Here is a 15,874-nt window from a genome sequence, read left to right as displayed (position 1 = left end):
ATGCGAGCAGGCTTTCTCTTCCTGCTGCTGCTCGGCCATCTGCTGGCCGGGCAGGCCCAGTCCGTCCGCCTCAAGGACCTGGCCCGCGTCGGCGCGCAGCGCGAGAACGCGCTGGTGGGCTATGGCGTCGTGACCGGCCTGTCGGGCTCGGGTGACAGCGTGCGCAGCAAGGCCACGCGGGTGACGCTGTCCAACCTGTTGAACCGGTTTGACGTGAGCATCGCCTCCGACGATGTGGCGAGCCGCAATGTGGCCATCGTGATGGTGACGGCCAGCCTGCCGGCCTATGCCCGGCCGGGCGACCACATCGACGTCGCCGTCAGCTCGGTGGGCGACGCCCGCAGCCTCGAGGGGGGCGCGCTGCTGATGGCGCCGCTCAAGGGGGCGGATGGCCGCGTCTATGTGCTCGCGCAGGGCTCGCTCACGGTCGGCGGCTTCCGGCATGATGCCCAGGGCAACCAGGTGCAGAAGAACCACCCCACCGCCGGACTGATCAGCGGCGGCGGCACGGTGGAGGCGTCGATCGGCGACGAGGCCGGGGCGCCGCCCGTGCTGTCCCTCGTGCTGCATCAGGCCGACTTCGGCACGGCGGGACGCGTGGCGGACCGCATCAACGAAAGCATCGGCGCCGAGCTGGCCGAGGTGAGGGACGCCGGCGCCATCGATGTCCAGGTGCCACCTGCCTACCGCGCCCGGGTGCCGGCCTTCGTGAGGCAGATCGAGGCGCTGTCCGTCGAGCCCGACCGCCACGCCCGCGTCGTCATCAACGAGCGTACCGGCACCGTGGTCGCCGGGGGCGATGTGCGCATCTCGCCGGTGGCCGTGGTGGTCGGGGAGACGCGTGTCACCGTCGCTGCCGAGACGGCGGTCTCGCAGCCGACGCTGCTGCGCTCGCCCGGCGCGGGGATCCGTACAGAGGTCATCACCAACAGCCAGCTCCGCGTGCAGGAGCCGGCCGCGCCCCGGTTTGTTCCCGCGGGCCCCACGCGCGTGACCGACCTGGTGCAACTGCTCGCCAAGGGCAAGACGCCGCCGCGCGACATGATTTCCATCCTGCAGGCCATCAAGGCAGCTGGCGCCTTGCATGCCGAGCTGATCGTCCAGTAGCCCCGGAGAAGCGCATGAATTTCATCGACCCCGCAACGCTGCAACTGGTGAGCCGTGCCCTCGATGCCGGCGCGCTGCGACACCAGGCCATCGCGCAGAACATCGCCAACGCCCATGTCGCGGGCGCCATGGCCACCCGCGTGCAGTTCGAGGAACTGCTGGGGCCGGTGCGGGCGCAGGTGGCTGCCGGCCCGGGCTTCAGGGCAGAGGACGTGCCGCTGCCCCGAGCGATGCCCGATGCCGCCGGCCACCCGATAGCGCTGGACGAGGAGATGGCGGCCCTGTCCTCCAACAGCCTGCACTACCAGGCCCTGCTCAAGGCCCTGAGCCGCCAGCTGGGCATCCTGGCCGTCGCGGTGCAGGAGGGGCGTCGCTGATGGACTACCGCGCCGTATTCCAGATTGCCGCCGCCGGCATGGACCTCGAGAAGCGCCGCGTCGACGTGGCCGCCCTCAATCTCGCCAATATGCACAGCAGCGCGCCGGCCGGCCAGTCGCCGTATGCCGTCCAGAAGGTGGTCGCCCAGCCCCTGCAGCTGGACTTCAACCGGGCCATGAGCCTGGCGGAGCCGGCGCTGGCGCGGCAGGTGAGCGTCACCGCGCTGGATCTCGCGCCGCGTCTCGTCCATGACCCTGGCCACCCGCACGCCAATGCCCAGGGCTTCGTCGCTCACGCCGCGGTAGACCAGACCACCGAGATGGTGAGCGTCAGCACCGCTCTGCGGGCCTATGAAGCCAATGTGGCTGTTGCCAGCACGGCCCGCGCCATGGCCGTGAAGGCGCTGGAGCTGGGAGGCCAGGGATGAGCATCACCGGCATCGAGGCCATCGAGGCCCTCAAGTCCCAGCTTGCGCAGGCGGCCCAGCCGGCTTCGGCCGCCGCGGCGCCCGGCTTCGCCAACTGGATGGAACGGGAGCTGGTCGGTCTCAACGCGCAGCTGACGACCGCCGAGCAGGGCGTGCAGAAGGTCGCGGCCGGCACGGCAGAGAACCTGCACGAGGTCATGCTGCAGCTGGAGCAGGCCCGGCTGGCGATGCAGGTCGCCAGCCAGGTGAGGTCGCGCATCCTGGAGGCCTACCAGGACGTGATGCGCATGCAGGTGTAGCCGATGAAGACCGATGCCCGCGCCGGATGGACCGGCTTCTTCGAAGGCTGGTCGGCGCCCAGGAAGCTGGGATTCGGCCTGGCCGCAGCCGCCATCCTGGCCGTGGTGCTGGGCCTGGCCTGGTGGGCGCAGAGCAAGCCCAAGGCGGTGCTGTTCTCCGACCTGGCCGAGCGAGACGCCGCCGTGCTGGCCGCCGAGCTCGACAAGCTCAAACAGCCCTACAGCTTCAGCGAGGACGGGCATGCCATCCTCGTTGCGGCCGACAGCGTGCATCGCACGCGCCTGACCTTGATGGGCAAGCAGCTGCCGCTGCATGGCGCGGTGGGCTTCGAGCTGTTCAACAACGCCGACTTCGGCGTCAGCGACTTTGTGCAGAAGGTCAACTACCAGCGCGCCCTGCAGGGCGAGTTGACGCGGACCATCCTGGCAATCGACCAGGTGCAGGACGCGCGGGTCCACCTCGCCCTGCCGGATCAGACCCTCTTCCGCAAGGATGCGCCGCGGGCCAAGGCCTCGGTCAGCGTGTCCTTGAAGGGTGGGCAGGGCCTGCGCGGCGATCAGGTCGCCGGCATTCAGCGCCTGATCGCCGCGTCCGTTCCCGAAATCAGGGCGGACGACGTCACCGTGCTCGATCAGCATGGTGTGGTGCTGTCGCGCGCCGGCGGCGAGGAGGCAGGGCAGGCCGTGGGCCAGCTGGACGCGAGGCAGAGCCTCGAGACCCATCTGTCCAGAAAGGCCACGCGCCTGCTCGACCAGATGTTCCAGCCGGGCGATGCCCTGGTGGCCGTCGATGTCGTGCTCAATCATGAGCAGTCCCGCGTGACGACCGAGGAGGTGCTGGCCGTTGCCCAGGCCGATCGCTCCGCCCAGCCCTCGGGTGTCATCACCCGCGAGCGCATGGTGACCCGGGAGCCGGCGGGAGATGGCGCGACGAGCAGCCAGGCCGCCCAGGTCATGAGCCAGGAGACGGACTACCAGACCGGCAAGCGGGTCGCGCAGACGGTTTCCCAGGGCGGCCAGATCGCCCATCTCAATGTCGCGGTGGTCGTCAAACGCAGCCTGACGGATGCCGAGCTGGCGCGAGTCCGGCAGCTGGTGGCCGCCGCCGTCGGCCTGCTGCCTGCGCGTGGCGATGTCGTGACCGTCCACGCCGTGTCGGACCTGGGAGGGGCGACGCCGGCGCCGGCGGCCGATCAGGGGCCGCGGGCGGCGCTGGCGCTGACAGGCGCGACGGCGCGACTGGACGATGCGCCGGGCGCGCGCTCGACCGCGACGCTTGCCTACGCGCTCGCTGCGCTTCTGATGGGCGGCATGCTGTTCGCCGGGCTGCGGTGGCGGCGCGGGCGTCAGCGCAAGGCGCAGCTGGCTCCGGCGCCGCTGAGCGACCATGAGCGCGAGGCGCTGCTGGCCACGCTCCAGCAATGGCTGGAGCCCCGCTCATGAACCTGAACGTCGGCAGCCATGGCGGCTTGCGCCGCGCCGCGCTCACGCTGCACGCGCTGGGCGACGTCGACCGTGACTGGCTGCTGCAACGCCTGCCCGTGCCCGACCGCGAGACGCTGCTGGGCTTGTTGGCCGAGCTCCGCGAACTCGACATTCCCGCGGACGCCGAGGTCATTCGCGTGGCCCTGAGCGAGGCGGCCGCGACGACGGAGGCCTTCGGCATGCAGGCTGCCTCGCTCTGCATGGCGTTGGCGAAGGAACCGCCGGCACTGCAAAGCCAGCTGCTGGCGATGCTGGGCGAGACCGAGCGGCAGGCAGTCATGGCGCGATGGCAGCACGGGGGTACGCCCGCCGCGCTGGCTGAACCCGCCTGGACGCCCTCTCTTCGTGAAGCCTTGCTGCAGAGCTGGCGCGAAGCGGCGGTGTCCGTGGGTAGGAGGGCTGCATGAGCCATGGCGCCGTTCTGAAGGCTGGCTTGTTCGCGGCGGCGCCGCAGTCGCGGGTCGTCCTGCGCGCCGAGCCGCCAGCGTGCGATGCGGTTGCACCGGAACCCGGCGTCTGGCTCAGTCAGGCCGAGCTCGATGCGGCACGAGCGCAATGTTTCGAGCAGGGGGTCGAGCGCGGCATGGCGCAGGGCCGGCAGCAGGCGTTGGCCGAAGCGCGGCGCGAGGCGGAGCATGAGGCCCGGCAGCGGCTTGAACGTGAACTCAAGGAGCGCCAGGACAAGCTGGCGAAGGAGCAGGCGGAGAAATGGCGCGGTCTGGCGGTCGAGCTCGCCGTGCAGACACAGGGCCTGCGCGATCAGCTGGAGGCCGAGGTCACGGAATGGACCTTCATCGCCGCGGCTCGCTTGCTGGGGTGCAGGGCGTCGGAGGACGTCGCCGAGGCCGTGCACCAGGTACTGGCGGACGCGCAACTGCAAGGCCCGCTGACGGTGCTGCTGCATGCCAGCGACATGGCCGCCGTGGAGGCCAGCCGCGCAGCAAGCGCCCAGCCGTGGCCGGCGGGACTTCATTTCGCCGCCGATGACCGGGTGAAGCTCGGCGGGTGCATCGTGCAGTCGGCAGTCCAGACCCTGGATGCCCGTCTCGAGGTCCAGCTCGGCTTGCTGCGTGACAGCCTGAGCATGGCGCGCGCACGGCGCGCAGACGCGAAGGCCGCCTCGTGAAGAGCTGGCCCCAGGCGCTCGGCCGGCTGCCGCTCTACCGGCGTATCGGCCGCGTGACGCGCGTGACGGAACTGGGCATCGAATCAGCCGGCCCCGCCGTCGCGTTGGGCGAGACCTGCCGGGTGGGCACGCCTGACGGGGAGGGCATCGAGGCCGAGGTGGTGGCCATCCGCGATGGCCAGTTGACGCTGATGCCCTACGGCGATTGCAAGGGCCTGACGGTGGGCGCCGAAGTCCTGGCGCTGGACACCCAGCCCAGCGTCAGCGTGGGTCCAGGCCTGCTGGGGCAGGTGGTGGACGCCTTTGCGCGGCCCCTGGCAGGTGCGGTGCGAGGCGCTGGATGGCGCGACATGCCGCTGCACCCGGCGCCTCTCAACCCGATGGCGCGCGCGCCGATTGGCGAGCCCCTCGTGACCGGCATTCGCGCCATCGACGCCTTGCTGCCCCTGGGGCGCGGCCAGCGTCTGGGCGTGTTTGCCGGCAGCGGGGTTGGCAAGAGTTCGCTGTTGGGCATGCTGGCTCGCAATGTCGCGGCCGATGTCGCCGTCATCGGCCTGATCGGAGAGCGTGGCCGGGAGGTGCAGGACTTCATCGACAAGCGGCTCAGCGCCGATGCCCGGGCCCGCACGGTGGTCGTCGTCGCTACCGCCGAGCAGCCCGCGGTCGTCCGTGCTCGCGCGGCCTATGTGGCCACCAGCATCGCGGAGTATTTCCGCGACCAGGGGCTGGACATCCTGCTGATGATGGACTCCGTCACCCGGTTCGCCATGGCGCGCCGCGAGATCGATCTGGCGGCGGGCCAGCCGCCCGCCGCTCGAGGCTACACGCCGTCGGTGTTCTCGGCGATTCCCGCCTTGTGTGAGCGCTGCGGCGGCCTGCAGGGGGGCGGGTCCATCACGGCCCTGTATGCCGTGCTGGTCGAGGGTGACGACCTGAACGAGCCCGTCTCCGATGCGCTGCGGGCGACGCTGGATGGCCATGTCGTGCTCAGCCGCGACCTGGCCAATGCCGGCCACCATCCCGCCATCGACGTGCTGCACAGCGTCAGCCGTCTCGATACCGATTTGCTGCAGTCGCGCGACCAGGATCTGGCGCAGGAAATGCGAGCCCTGTTGGCGGTGCACAGACGCCAGCACGAGATGGTGGACATGGGCCTGTACAAGGCCGGCAGCAACGCCGAGCTCGACCATGCGCTGGCCAACTGGGAGCGCATCACGGCCTTCCTGCGCCAGAGGGCCGATGAGCACGCCAGCCTCGCGCAGACGCGGACGGCTCTGGAGGCTGCGCTTGCCAGGAGGGCAGCGATGTGAGGCCCACCAAGACCTGGATGCACGCAGCGCTGCGCGCGCAGGAGGCGCACACCCTGCACCAGCGACAGCAGGCCCGCGATGCCTGGGATGCGCTGTTGGAGGCCGCCGAACACGAGCGCCTGGCCCGCGGCGCACTCGGCGAGCTGTCCGCAGCCTGGGTGGCGCAGCGCGGTGTGGGTCATCTGGATGCCGCACTCGATGCGGTGTATCGGGAGTTCTACGGCCATCTGCGCCAGCAGGCCGATCGTGCGCTTCATCAGCAGACCGGCTGCGAGGGGCAGTGGGATGCAACGAAGCTTGAACTTCAACGGACGCACTCGACACAGCGCCTGCTTGAACGACTCGCGCAGAGCTTGGCAGAAGAGAGGCGTCGCGACTTGTCCACCCGGGAGGCCAGGGACGCCGCGGAGGCCTGGCTGCTGGGAAGCTGGCGTCCTGCCCCGGCAATGAGCCAGCCATCGTCAACGGAATCCTCGGGAGGTCCTGATGACAGTCATTCAAGCTAGACCTGCGGTCCCGGCGGCAAGGCCGGAAGACAGCGCCGCCTTGCGACGCCGGCTGCTGCAGGAGCTGGAGCGGCAATGGCTGCAAAGCTGGGGCCAGGCGGGTCAGGTCGCCCAGGGCGCGCGGGGGAGCGCATCGCCAGAAGCGGCCGGGCGAGCGCCCGAGGCGGCGTTGCGAGTCGAGGCCGAAGCTCCCAAGCCAGCCCCGTCAACCGGCGCGGGCCTGGAGCGGCGAGGGCGGGCGGCGATGCAGGCCGCCGCGGGCGAGCAGCGCGACGTCGACGGCGGCCGGGGTGCAGGTTCTCGCGCCGAGCGTCTGCACGAAGAAGACGAGCCTGAGCAGGCCGCGACGGTTGAAAGGCCGTCGCCTCGGCCGACAGCGCCGGAGCCATCGGCAGCGGCCGGGGCCGTCGCCGGCGGCGCGGGCTGGCTCCCATCGCCTTCTCCCGCCTTCGTCGAAGCTGGTGCGGCTGAAGACGCTGTGTCGGCAGTGGCGGCCTTCAGCAATCTGAATGCGCGTGCGGCTGCGCTGCATGACATCACGGCTTTCGCAACGGGGACGGAGCCGGTGGAATCGCAGGCGTTGGCGCCAGCTTCTCCTCGAGCATTCGGCGCCCAGTTGCCTGCGGTCGCGCCCGACATCGCAGCTGCGCTGAAGGCCCAAGCCATGGATGAAGAGCCGGCCGCGTCAGCCATGCCGCGCCGATCCGCGCCAACCGAGGCGCAGGAGCCGGGCGCCCGCCATCTGATGCTGCGCGAGCTCAATGACCAGGAGGTGCTGGCCTCCATGCGCGATGCGCAGCTGACGGCCAGCGAATCAGCGCTGGCCGCCCAGAGCTTGACGCGGGCGCTGATGCAGGCCGGGTATGCCCGGGTGCAGGTCGTGGTCAATGGCCGCCAGCAATTGCACGCCGCGGCCGAGCAGGACGGCATGCCCGACTCCAGCACCGAGGCGCCGCCGCCCGCTGGCAATCTCGATCCTGTCTCCATCTCCACCATCCGCCATGGCCACTAACGCAACAGCCGCCGCGAATGCGGTCACCCAGATCGGCATCCAGGACTTTCTACGCATCCTCGTCGCCCAACTCGGCAATCAGGACCCGCTCAAGCCCATGGACAACCAGGAGTTCGTGACCCAGCTGGCCCAGTTCACGTCGCTGCAGCAGACCCAGGAGATGAACGACAAGCTCGGTGCCCTGCTGGCGGCGCAGGCGTCCATGCAATCGGTGGGCCTGCTGGGCAAGACGGTGGACGTCACCACGGCGGCTGGCAACTCGTCGGGCACCGTGACGGCCCTGTCCTTCACATCGGGCGAGCCGCGGCTGACCATCAAGACCAGCAGCGGCAATCTGCTCACCGACATCGGCCTGGCCAATCTGACGGCTGTTCGCTGACCCCACCCCCAGGAGCCACCACCATGCTTGATTCCCTCTTCATCGGAACCAGCGGCCTGCAGACCTTCTCTTCGGGCCTCAAGGTCATCAGCAACAACGTCGCCAACCTGAACACGCCGGGCTTCAAGTCGAGCAGCGCGTTGTTCTCGAGCCTGTATGCGCACCCCGGCGGCGGGGGCGGCCAGGCCTTGGCTGGTGGAATGCAGTTCGGTGGCGGCGTCGCGCTGGACCAGACGGTGGTGAACTTCCGCACCGGCGAGCTGAGACAGACCGGCAACCCGCTGGACCTGAACATCAACGGTGAAGGCTTCTTCATCACGCGCGAGCAGGGGACCGGGGCGGCCACCTACACCCGCGCCGGGCAGTTCGAGTTCGACCGCGACGGCGTGCTGGTCATGCGCGGCACCAGCAAGCAGGTTGTCGGCCTGACGGCGACGGGCGCCGAGGCTCCGATCACCTTGAGCGGCCTGCGCATCAACCCGCCCAAGGCCACGACCGCCGTCAGCATGACGGGAAACCTGTCCTCCAGCGTGACCGACTTCAGCCTCAACAGCCTCAAGCTGGTGGATGCCGCGGGCGGCGAGCACAGCCTGAAGATCAATTTCAAGCCCAAGGCCGGCGCGGCCGGGACCTGGGTGGTCAAGATCACCGACGGCGTGACCGATGTCAGCACCGGCGAGATCCAGTTCATCAGCGGCATCCCGTCTCCCGCGGCCAACTCGCTGAGCTTCGTCTACGCGCCGGCGGGCGTGGCCGGCACCAGCGTCACCGTGGATTTCTCCGGCAATGTGACGAGCTTCGATACCGGCACCCTGTCATCGCTGGCCATCGGCACGAGCGACGGCTATGCGGTCGGGTCGCTGAGCAAGATAGGCTTCGAGGCCGACGGCACCATGAGCCTGGGCTATTCCAATGGGCAGACGGCCAAGGGATCGCGGATCGCCTTGGCCCTCTTCGATGCGAATGCCCAGCTTCAGCCCTTGGGTGGCAGCGACTTCTCCTACGGCTCGCGGCAAGGCCTGCATGTGGGCCAGCCCAACCAGGCCGGCTTCGGCAGCATAGGCTCCAACCAGATCGAGGGCTCCAATGTCGATCTCGCCACGGAGTTTTCCGACCTGATCGTGGCCCAGCGCGGCTACCAGGCCTCGTCGCGCATCGTCTCGACGGCCAACGAGCTGCTGCAGGATCTCTTCGACATGAAGGGCCACCGTTGAGCCCCGTTCGCGCCCTCTGCTGGCTGCCGCCGACCTTGGTCGCGGCGGTGTCAGCCGCGTTTCAAGGCAGCGTGGCGGACTGGGCCTCGGCCTGGGGCCTGCCCGCCATGCAGGGAGTCCAGGCCAGTCTCCTCGAAGCCGAGCAGGATGTGGTGGTGTCCGATGCCGTGGACCTGTTCGCGCCTGCGGCGGCCCACTGGCGCAACGCCATCGCTCAAGCCTTGTTCAAGCTGGATGCCGGCCGATCCGCCATCGTGGATGCCGTGATCGCCCGCATGACGGATGGGCTCCAGCAACAGCTGCAGCGGCAGTTCCCGAACCCTCCGCCTGCTGAAGCGCTGAGAGGCCTGCCAGGCCACCGAGGCTTGCGGATCACCGGAGAGCTGCTCGGCATGCGCTGCAGCGTGCTGCTCGACGCCGCCCAGCTCAAGGCCGGCGGCTGGCTGAAGCCCCCCGCGCTGCCTTCCCTGCGGGCCGTGGACCTCGAACGTGCAGCGGCCGGGCTGGCAGTTCCTCTGGTGGCCGAGCTGGGGCGAGCCAGCGTCCGTGTCAGCGAGCTGATGCAACTCGCGCCCGGTGATGTGCTCCTGCTCGAAGCAGGCCTGGACGCTCCGCTGCGCCTCGTGTCGCCCGGATGCTCGCTGGCGCTGTCCGCGCACCTCGGTGCTTTCGCCGATCCACCCCAGCGCGCCGCGCGCTGGCTGGCTGTCTGATCCTTGACCGTCATGACCATGCAATCCATCGACCTCCCGCCCCTTGCCGAGCAACCCGGTGGCCGCTCCGCCGCGCCCCACCACAGGCTGGCCGCGCTGGCCGACGTCAAGGCAGAGCTGCTCGTGGTGGCCGGGCGAGCCGGCAGCAATGTCGGCCACATCCTGTCGCTCAAGGAGGGTGAGGTGTTGACCCTCGATCGCGCCCTCAATGCGCCGTTCGACGTGCTGCTGGGCGAGAACGTGATCGCACGCGGTGAACTGGTGGCCGTGGGTGAGCAGTTCGGCGTTCGCATCACCGAGGTCGCGCCCAGCGGGCCCCAGCCATGACCACCCCAGCCGCAGCATCCGCGGCAGCGAGCGCAGCACTGCCCTTCAAGGCTGCGGCCGATACGGCGCTGCCAGATGCTTCTCAGTGGGGGCTGGCTTTCGTGCTGTGCTGCGCCGCCCTGGCGCTGCTGCTGTGGCTGCTTCGGCGGCGTGGTGCAGGCTCCGTCAGCTGGCCGCGCGGGCGGCATGTCTTGATAGAAGTTCTGGAGGCGCGTGCCATGACGCCGCAGACCCAGCTCGTCGTTGCACGCTACGCAGGCCGGCAACTGCTGCTCAGCGTCGGGCCGGCCGGCACCCAATGCCTTCGCGATGACGAGGTCGCGCCGGAGCGGGCGACATGAGGTCGCCCGTCTTCCTGCTGCTGGCCGCGTTGCTGTTCACGAGCACGGCCTGGGCCGCCGGTACACCACCCACCACACCGTGGAGCCTGGCGGAGCAGGGCGCCCAGTCGCCGGAGATGGCCTCGGCCCTGCGCATCTTCCTGGGCTTGACGGCATTGAGCTTCATTCCGGCGGCACTGATCTGCATGACCTGCTTCGTGCGCATCGTGGTCGTGCTGTCCATGCTGCGCCATGCGATCGGCCTGATCGACTCGCCGCCCAATGCCGTCATCGTCACGCTGGCCTTGTTCCTGACGCTGTTCTCCATGCAGCCCGTGCTGCAGAGGCTCAATGACGATGCCCTGCAGCCCTATCTCGCGGGGAAGGTGAAGATGGCGGCCGCCGCGGATCGCGGCATCGAGCCCGTCAAGGAGTTCATGGTGCGCCAGACCCGCGAGCAGGACCTGGGGCTGATGATCGAGCTGGCCCGGGCTCAGCGCCCGCAGGGCCTGGCGGACGTGAGCATGCTGCATCTGATCCCGGCCTTCATGCTGTCGGAGCTGCGCACCGCCTTCCAGATCGGCTTCGTCATCTTCCTGCCCTTCCTGCTCGTCGACCTCATCGTCGCCAGCGTGCTGATGGCCCTGGGCATGATGATGGTGCCGCCGTCCACGGTGTCGGTACCCCTGAAGCTGCTGCTTTTCGTGCTGATCGATGGCTGGAACATCGTCACCCGATCACTCCTCGGCACCATCCACTGATCGCGCCGCGGCCTGGGCGAATCGCCAGCTTCCCGCTGAGCGGGCCAGCCTGGTGGATGCCTACACGCCCCTCGTGCGCCGCCTGGCCGCACGCGTCTACGGGCGGCGGTTCGGCGCGGAGCTGGACTATGCCGACCTCGTGCAGCTCGGCATGGTCGGCCTGCTCGAGGCCATCGACCGCTTCATGCCGGCGCGCGGCGTGCGCTTCGAGACCTTCGCGACCCATCGCATCGAGGGGGCCTTGCTCAACGGTCTGGCGGCCTACAGCGAACTGCAGCGCCAGTTGACGGTGCGCCGCGAGCTGGTGCGGGAGAGGGCGCAGTCCCTGCAGGCCGAAGCGCCGCAGGACCGCTCGGCGCTGGAACGCCTGGCGGAGCTCGCCATCGGCCTGGCGCTGGGATTCGCGCTGGAGGATTCAGGCCTCGCCGAGGCCCAGGAACCCAGCGAACCCGACAACGCCTATGCCCGCACCGAGCTGATCCAGCTGCGCCGCCGGCTTGCCGAGCTCACCGAGCAGCTGCCCGAGGCGGAGCGGCGGGTGGTGTTCCGGCACTACTTCCAGCAACAGCCCTTCGACGAGATTGCCCTGAGCCTGAACCTGAGCAAGGGACGGATATCGCAGCTCCACCATGCCGCCCTGCGGCGCCTGCGCCAGCGCTGGCGGGAGCTCAAGGGCTTGAGCGGGGATGGCTGAAGACTGCGTGCCCGCGCCTGGCTGCTGCTACGGCAAACCCGGCGCCCAATGAAAAACGGCGGCCCGAGGGCCGCCGTTTTGACACCCGAAGGTGTGAGAGCGATCAGGCGCGACGACGACGCACCAGGCCCAGGCCCAGCAGCGAGCCGGCGACCAGGGCCAGGCTGGCGGGTTCCGGCAGCTGGCGGATCTGTTCCTTGGTGCCGATGGTGAAGCTGTCGAAGGCGAAGGCATCGCCCGAGCCCGTGGTCGACAGGAAGCGGATGCTGTCGAATTCTTCAGCAGCGTTCGAGGCGATCAGGCCGAAGTACAGGATGCTGCCGTCGGCAACGCCCGTAGCGGCCATGTTGACGATCTGCGAGCCGATGACGGAGCCGCCGCGCGACAGTTCCAGAGTCAGCGTGCCGCCGAAGTCACCCAGGTCGATGCCGTAGAAGCCGAAAGCGGCCAGCGAGTTGCTGAAGTCCACCTGGAAGGGGTTGCCGCCGCCGGCAGACACTTCCCAGAACTGCGTGCCGCCGGGCACCGAGTAGCGGCCGAAACCGTTCGTGCTGCCTGCGGGGTTGGTATTGACGTTGCCCGCGCCGTTCAGCGTGGCGACACCGGCAGCGCCGAAATTCAGGGCCAGAGGTGCCGAGGCGCCCGAAGCCAGGCCTTCGAAGTTCTCGGTGCCGACACCGACGAGGTTGCTCTTGAAAGCGGTCTCGGCAGCGGTCGAGTTCGTGGCGGCGACTTGCACACCGGCGTTGCCGTTGGTGTCAATGCCGGTGAAGACGAGGTAGGCGTTGGCGCTGCCAGCGGCAAACATGCCGGCGGCGATGGCCACGGTGGAGAGAATCTTGCGCATCGTGAGCTCCCTAGTAGGGGTTGATGAAGGTGCGGAAAAAGACCGCGGGACGACCGGGATAAGCACCATCCATGCCATGCGAGATAACTCATTGGCAGGCAACGAATAAATGAGTTCTAGGGGGGTGTCGCGGGTCAAATGAATGTCAACGTTTTCGACATCCCTAGTTTGAAGTCGTGCTATGGGGGTGGAGGGTGGTGGCGGCGCCGGGCAACGCGGTCCGCGGATTGCGCCGTCGCGGCACTCACGCCCTCAGGGAATGCCCGGCGTTGACCGGTTGGTTCAAAAACGAAACACTGTTCCAACTGCTCGCTGAGCCGAACCGCCGACCGGACACCGCCGGGTGACCGGGGTCTCGACAGCCGACGCAGTGCGAGGCGCCTGCTGCGCCCGCTCACCCCGTTGATGCCCAAGCGAGCCGGTGCCGCAAGGGTGTCATGCCACTTCTCGGCCTGCCGCCGATCCCCCGTCTTCACTGTTGCTGATGCGCTGCGCGCCTGACCCCTGACGGGCCAGGTGCCGGGCGGGCTCGCGCCTGCCCCAGACCGCGCCAGCCGGGAGGCGGCAATCACCTCAGAAATGCGCGCCGCCAGAGCGCGCCCGGAGACATGCCATGACCTCAAGCAAGCCCAAGCTGGGCCTGCTGGCTTCGTCCATCTCGCTCGGCCTGCTGGCCTGCGGGGGCGGCCAGCACAACCCTGTCCATTTCGCCACTCCCCAGGCCGGCGACGCCGCAACAGCCAGCCGCCTCGATGCCACCGCAACCTCGGAGGTCGCGACCGCGAAGGCCCTGGCCGTGCGCGACCCCCGGCCCCTCACGCCGGCCCCCGCGCCGGTCATCGACGCCCTCAGCCTGACCGACCCCACGGCGCCTTTGCTCTTCGACGTCGGCACGCGCACCTACGCCGCGCCGACCACCATCGGCGGCCTGCACAACCCGAGCAACTACCGCGCCGCGCCACGGCTGCCGGCCTGGCAGTTCGCCACCGTCGACCCCACCGGCGGCCAGCTCACCTTCGAGCGCGAGACGGCGCCCGATATCGGCTGGCATGGCCAGTCGCGCGCCGGCAAGGTCAGGGTGACCGGCGGCTCCTCGGCCGCGGCCAACCGCGTCTACACGGTGTTCAACAAGGAGCAACTGCTGGCCGCCCTGCGCGAGGCCAAGAACGAGCCGAAGATCATCCGCATCGTCGGCCACATCGACTTCCGCTGGCGCGACGGCAACACGGTGTTCGAGGAATACACCGGCTATCTCGACCAGAAGAACGGCGGCAGCTTCTCCATCCCGTCCAACACGACGCTGGTCGGCATCAACGACAGCAACGGCCGCCCGGCGCGCATCACCGGCACGCAGATCCTGATCGGCATCGAGGCGGCGCAGACGGCCGGCGGCAGCCCCGAGGACGACTTCAAGAAATGGGTGGCCGCGGGCAAGGACCCCGAGCTCTACCCGACCTGGACGCGCAACATCATCCTGCGCAACCTGGCCCTGGACACGCCCTGGGACGTCAACCCCGAGGACAGCGGCAATGCCTATATGGACGGCATCGCCATCACGCGCGGCCAGCAGATCTGGGTCGACCACGTCACCATCAGCGACGGCGACACGCCCGACTCGCTGGCCGGCGACACCCGCCACGACGGCGCCCTGGACATCATCCGCGGCAGCGACTACGTGACGGTGTCGGGCAGCGTCTTCACCAAGCACCACAAGACGACGCTGGTCGGCAATGGCGACTCGGGCCGCGCCTGGAGCGACGCCGGCCGCCTGCATGTGACGATGACGGGCAACTGGTGGGACCACCCCTACAGCCGCCTGCCGCTGGTGCGCTTCGGCCAGCTCCACCTCTACAACAACCTGGTCAGCGGCAGCACGACGACCGAGGACGCCGACAAGAAGTTCGCCTCCGGCCTGGACGTGCGCTACCAGTCCGACGTGATCTCGGAGAACAATTTCTACGAGTTCACCGGCCTCAAGCCCAAGGAGGTCTGCGGCAAGCTGGCCGGTGGCAAGGATGCGATCAGCTTCCGCAGCACGGGCCACCGCTTCATCAGCGACAAGGACGACCTCGGCAAGCCCATGGCCGGCGTCATCGACATCGAGCTGCAGGGCTGCGAGGGCCTGCCCGTCAAGCAGAACTGGGTGCCGCCCTATGCCTACACGCTGCGCACGGCCGACGCCACGCGCGCCGCCGTGCAGGCGTCGGCCGGCGCCGGCCGCCTGGGCCTGTTCGCCGTGCAGGGCCCGGTGCCCGCGCCGCTGCCGAGCGCCCCTGCGCCCAGCCCGGCACCGGCGCCTGCTCCCGCACCCGGCCCCTCGCCGGCGCCGAGCCCAGCACCCACGCCGGCCCCGGCCCCCCCCAGCATCCCGGGCACGGCCTGCACGACGGTGCTGCCCTGCGACAGCAGCAGCGGCGAGAAGACGCTGAGCAGCGCCGTCACGGCCACCGTGCCGGCGGCGGCCTATGCCCAGGCCACCGGCACCTACACGCTGTCGGGTGCCGGCGTCATCAACACCGGCAGCCCCTATGCCTTCAACTTCAAATACACGGCGCTGACGGGCGACTTCACATTCACGGCCCGCGTCGTCAGCCAGGGCGGCAGCGCCGATTCGGCCCGCGCCGGCATCGTCGCGATGGAGGGGCTGACCGGCACGCCGGCCTACGCCTGGACGGCGCGCTACTCGTCCACGGGCGACATCCGCGCGGCCATCAACGGCAACAACAAGGCCAGCATCGCCGGCTTCTCCACCTCGGCCCTGCCGGTCTGGGTGCGGGTGCGGCGTTCGGGCAACGCGCTCTTCCAGGCCGCCTCGACCGACGGCGTGAGCTGGACCGAGAAGACGCCGACCAACCTGACCACCAGCGCCACGACGCTGTACGTGGGCCTGGCCCTTTCGTCGGGCAGCAACAGCGCGGTCGTCACGGCCGATTTCGACAACGTCAGCATCGTCGGCGGCGGCCGCTGAG

The 15,874-nt window shown here is 69.4% G+C and carries 20 protein-coding genes; 18 read left to right on the top strand and 2 right to left on the bottom strand.

Annotated features, from left to right (window positions below):
• Genes AC07OY_RS27650 through AC07OY_RS27610 form a run of 9 tightly spaced genes read left to right on the top strand, consistent with a single transcriptional unit; the run spans nucleotide 1 to nucleotide 6,638 of the window.
• The gene (locus AC07OY_RS27650; RefSeq protein WP_495045826.1) at nucleotides 1–1,107 is read left to right on the top strand and encodes a flagellar basal body P-ring protein FlgI; all 1,107 of its coding nucleotides are present in this window, start codon (nucleotides 1–3) and stop codon (nucleotides 1,105–1,107) included.
• Between the two features lie 14 nt (nucleotides 1,108–1,121).
• Nucleotides 1,122–1,484 (top strand): flagellar basal body rod protein FlgB, encoded by a 363-nt coding sequence (locus AC07OY_RS27645; protein WP_495045825.1) that lies wholly within the window; start codon nucleotides 1,122–1,124, stop codon nucleotides 1,482–1,484.
• Nucleotides 1,484–1,912 (top strand): flagellar basal body rod protein FlgC, encoded by a 429-nt coding sequence (locus AC07OY_RS27640; RefSeq protein WP_495045824.1) that lies wholly within the window; start codon nucleotides 1,484–1,486, stop codon nucleotides 1,910–1,912. The genes AC07OY_RS27645 and AC07OY_RS27640 overlap by 1 nt, the downstream gene beginning before the upstream one ends.
• The gene (gene fliE, locus AC07OY_RS27635; RefSeq protein WP_495045823.1) at nucleotides 1,909–2,211 is read left to right on the top strand and encodes a flagellar hook-basal body complex protein FliE; all 303 of its coding nucleotides are present in this window, start codon (nucleotides 1,909–1,911) and stop codon (nucleotides 2,209–2,211) included. The genes AC07OY_RS27640 and fliE overlap by 4 nt, the downstream gene beginning before the upstream one ends.
• Nucleotides 2,212–2,214: 3 nt before the next feature.
• Nucleotides 2,215–3,654, top strand: coding sequence for a flagellar basal-body MS-ring/collar protein FliF (gene fliF, locus AC07OY_RS27630; RefSeq protein WP_495045822.1), 1,440 nt, complete (start codon nucleotides 2,215–2,217; stop codon nucleotides 3,652–3,654).
• Nucleotides 3,651–4,103: a hypothetical protein gene (locus tag AC07OY_RS27625; protein ID WP_495045821.1), complete on the top strand. Its 453-nt coding sequence runs from the start codon at nucleotides 3,651–3,653 to the stop codon at nucleotides 4,101–4,103. Before fliF ends, AC07OY_RS27625 begins: the two co-directional genes overlap by 4 nt.
• Nucleotides 4,100–4,822: a FliH/SctL family protein gene (locus AC07OY_RS27620; protein WP_495045819.1), complete on the top strand. Its 723-nt coding sequence runs from the start codon at nucleotides 4,100–4,102 to the stop codon at nucleotides 4,820–4,822. The genes AC07OY_RS27625 and AC07OY_RS27620 overlap by 4 nt, the downstream gene beginning before the upstream one ends.
• Entirely contained in the window at nucleotides 4,819–6,132 is a 1,314-nt protein-coding gene (locus AC07OY_RS27615) for a FliI/YscN family ATPase (RefSeq protein WP_495045818.1), read from the top strand. The genes AC07OY_RS27620 and AC07OY_RS27615 overlap by 4 nt, the downstream gene beginning before the upstream one ends.
• Nucleotides 6,129–6,638, top strand: coding sequence for a hypothetical protein (locus tag AC07OY_RS27610; protein WP_495045817.1), 510 nt, complete (start codon nucleotides 6,129–6,131; stop codon nucleotides 6,636–6,638). The genes AC07OY_RS27615 and AC07OY_RS27610 overlap by 4 nt, the downstream gene beginning before the upstream one ends.
• A gap of 205 nt (nucleotides 6,639–6,843) precedes the next feature.
• Here AC07OY_RS27610 and AC07OY_RS27605 read toward each other — a convergent pair whose 3' ends face one another.
• Nucleotides 6,844–7,170, bottom strand: coding sequence for a hypothetical protein (locus AC07OY_RS27605; RefSeq protein ID WP_495045816.1), 327 nt, complete (start codon nucleotides 7,168–7,170; stop codon nucleotides 6,844–6,846).
• Between the two features lie 132 nt (nucleotides 7,171–7,302).
• Between AC07OY_RS27605 and AC07OY_RS27600 the strand changes: the two genes are divergently transcribed.
• The 8 genes from AC07OY_RS27600 to AC07OY_RS27565 are packed head-to-tail and all read left to right on the top strand — an operon-like array spanning nucleotide 7,303 to nucleotide 12,058.
• Complete coding sequence (locus AC07OY_RS27600) at nucleotides 7,303–7,650, top strand: hypothetical protein (protein WP_495045815.1); 348 nt, start codon at nucleotides 7,303–7,305, stop codon at nucleotides 7,648–7,650.
• Nucleotides 7,640–8,029 (top strand): flagellar hook assembly protein FlgD, encoded by a 390-nt coding sequence (locus AC07OY_RS27595; protein ID WP_495045814.1) that lies wholly within the window; start codon nucleotides 7,640–7,642, stop codon nucleotides 8,027–8,029. Before AC07OY_RS27600 ends, AC07OY_RS27595 begins: the two co-directional genes overlap by 11 nt.
• A gap of 23 nt (nucleotides 8,030–8,052) precedes the next feature.
• Entirely contained in the window at nucleotides 8,053–9,243 is a 1,191-nt protein-coding gene (locus AC07OY_RS27590) for a flagellar hook protein FlgE (protein WP_495045813.1), read from the top strand.
• On the top strand, nucleotides 9,240–9,956 hold the full coding sequence (locus AC07OY_RS27585) for a FliM/FliN family flagellar motor switch protein (protein ID WP_495045812.1): 717 nt from the start codon (nucleotides 9,240–9,242) through the stop codon (nucleotides 9,954–9,956). Before AC07OY_RS27590 ends, AC07OY_RS27585 begins: the two co-directional genes overlap by 4 nt.
• 12 nt (nucleotides 9,957–9,968) lie before the next feature.
• Nucleotides 9,969–10,283: a FliM/FliN family flagellar motor switch protein gene (locus AC07OY_RS27580; RefSeq protein WP_495045811.1), complete on the top strand. Its 315-nt coding sequence runs from the start codon at nucleotides 9,969–9,971 to the stop codon at nucleotides 10,281–10,283.
• The gene (locus AC07OY_RS27575; RefSeq protein ID WP_495045810.1) at nucleotides 10,280–10,624 is read left to right on the top strand and encodes a flagellar biosynthetic protein FliO; all 345 of its coding nucleotides are present in this window, start codon (nucleotides 10,280–10,282) and stop codon (nucleotides 10,622–10,624) included. Before AC07OY_RS27580 ends, AC07OY_RS27575 begins: the two co-directional genes overlap by 4 nt.
• Nucleotides 10,621–11,364 carry a flagellar type III secretion system pore protein FliP gene (gene fliP / locus AC07OY_RS27570; protein WP_495045809.1) on the top strand — a complete coding sequence of 248 codons (744 nt, stop codon included), beginning with the start codon at nucleotides 10,621–10,623 and terminating at the stop codon, nucleotides 11,362–11,364. The genes AC07OY_RS27575 and fliP overlap by 4 nt, the downstream gene beginning before the upstream one ends.
• Nucleotides 11,318–12,058 carry a sigma-70 family RNA polymerase sigma factor gene (locus AC07OY_RS27565; RefSeq protein WP_495045808.1) on the top strand — a complete coding sequence of 247 codons (741 nt, stop codon included), beginning with the start codon at nucleotides 11,318–11,320 and terminating at the stop codon, nucleotides 12,056–12,058. Before fliP ends, AC07OY_RS27565 begins: the two co-directional genes overlap by 47 nt.
• A 103-nt stretch (nucleotides 12,059–12,161) precedes the next feature.
• On the opposite strand, the gene AC07OY_RS27560 is transcribed toward AC07OY_RS27565, so the two are convergent.
• Nucleotides 12,162–12,905 (bottom strand): PEP-CTERM sorting domain-containing protein, encoded by a 744-nt coding sequence (locus tag AC07OY_RS27560; RefSeq protein ID WP_495045807.1) that lies wholly within the window; start codon nucleotides 12,903–12,905, stop codon nucleotides 12,162–12,164.
• 613 nt (nucleotides 12,906–13,518) lie between these two features.
• Between AC07OY_RS27560 and AC07OY_RS27555 the strand changes: the two genes are divergently transcribed.
• Nucleotides 13,519–15,873 (top strand): pectate lyase family protein, encoded by a 2,355-nt coding sequence (locus AC07OY_RS27555; protein ID WP_495045806.1) that lies wholly within the window; start codon nucleotides 13,519–13,521, stop codon nucleotides 15,871–15,873.
• Nucleotide 15,874 lies beyond the last annotated feature (1 nt).

The organism is Roseateles sp. GW821-FHT09H10, assembly GCF_059415865.1.
This window is presented reverse-complemented; position numbering and strand designations above follow the sequence as displayed.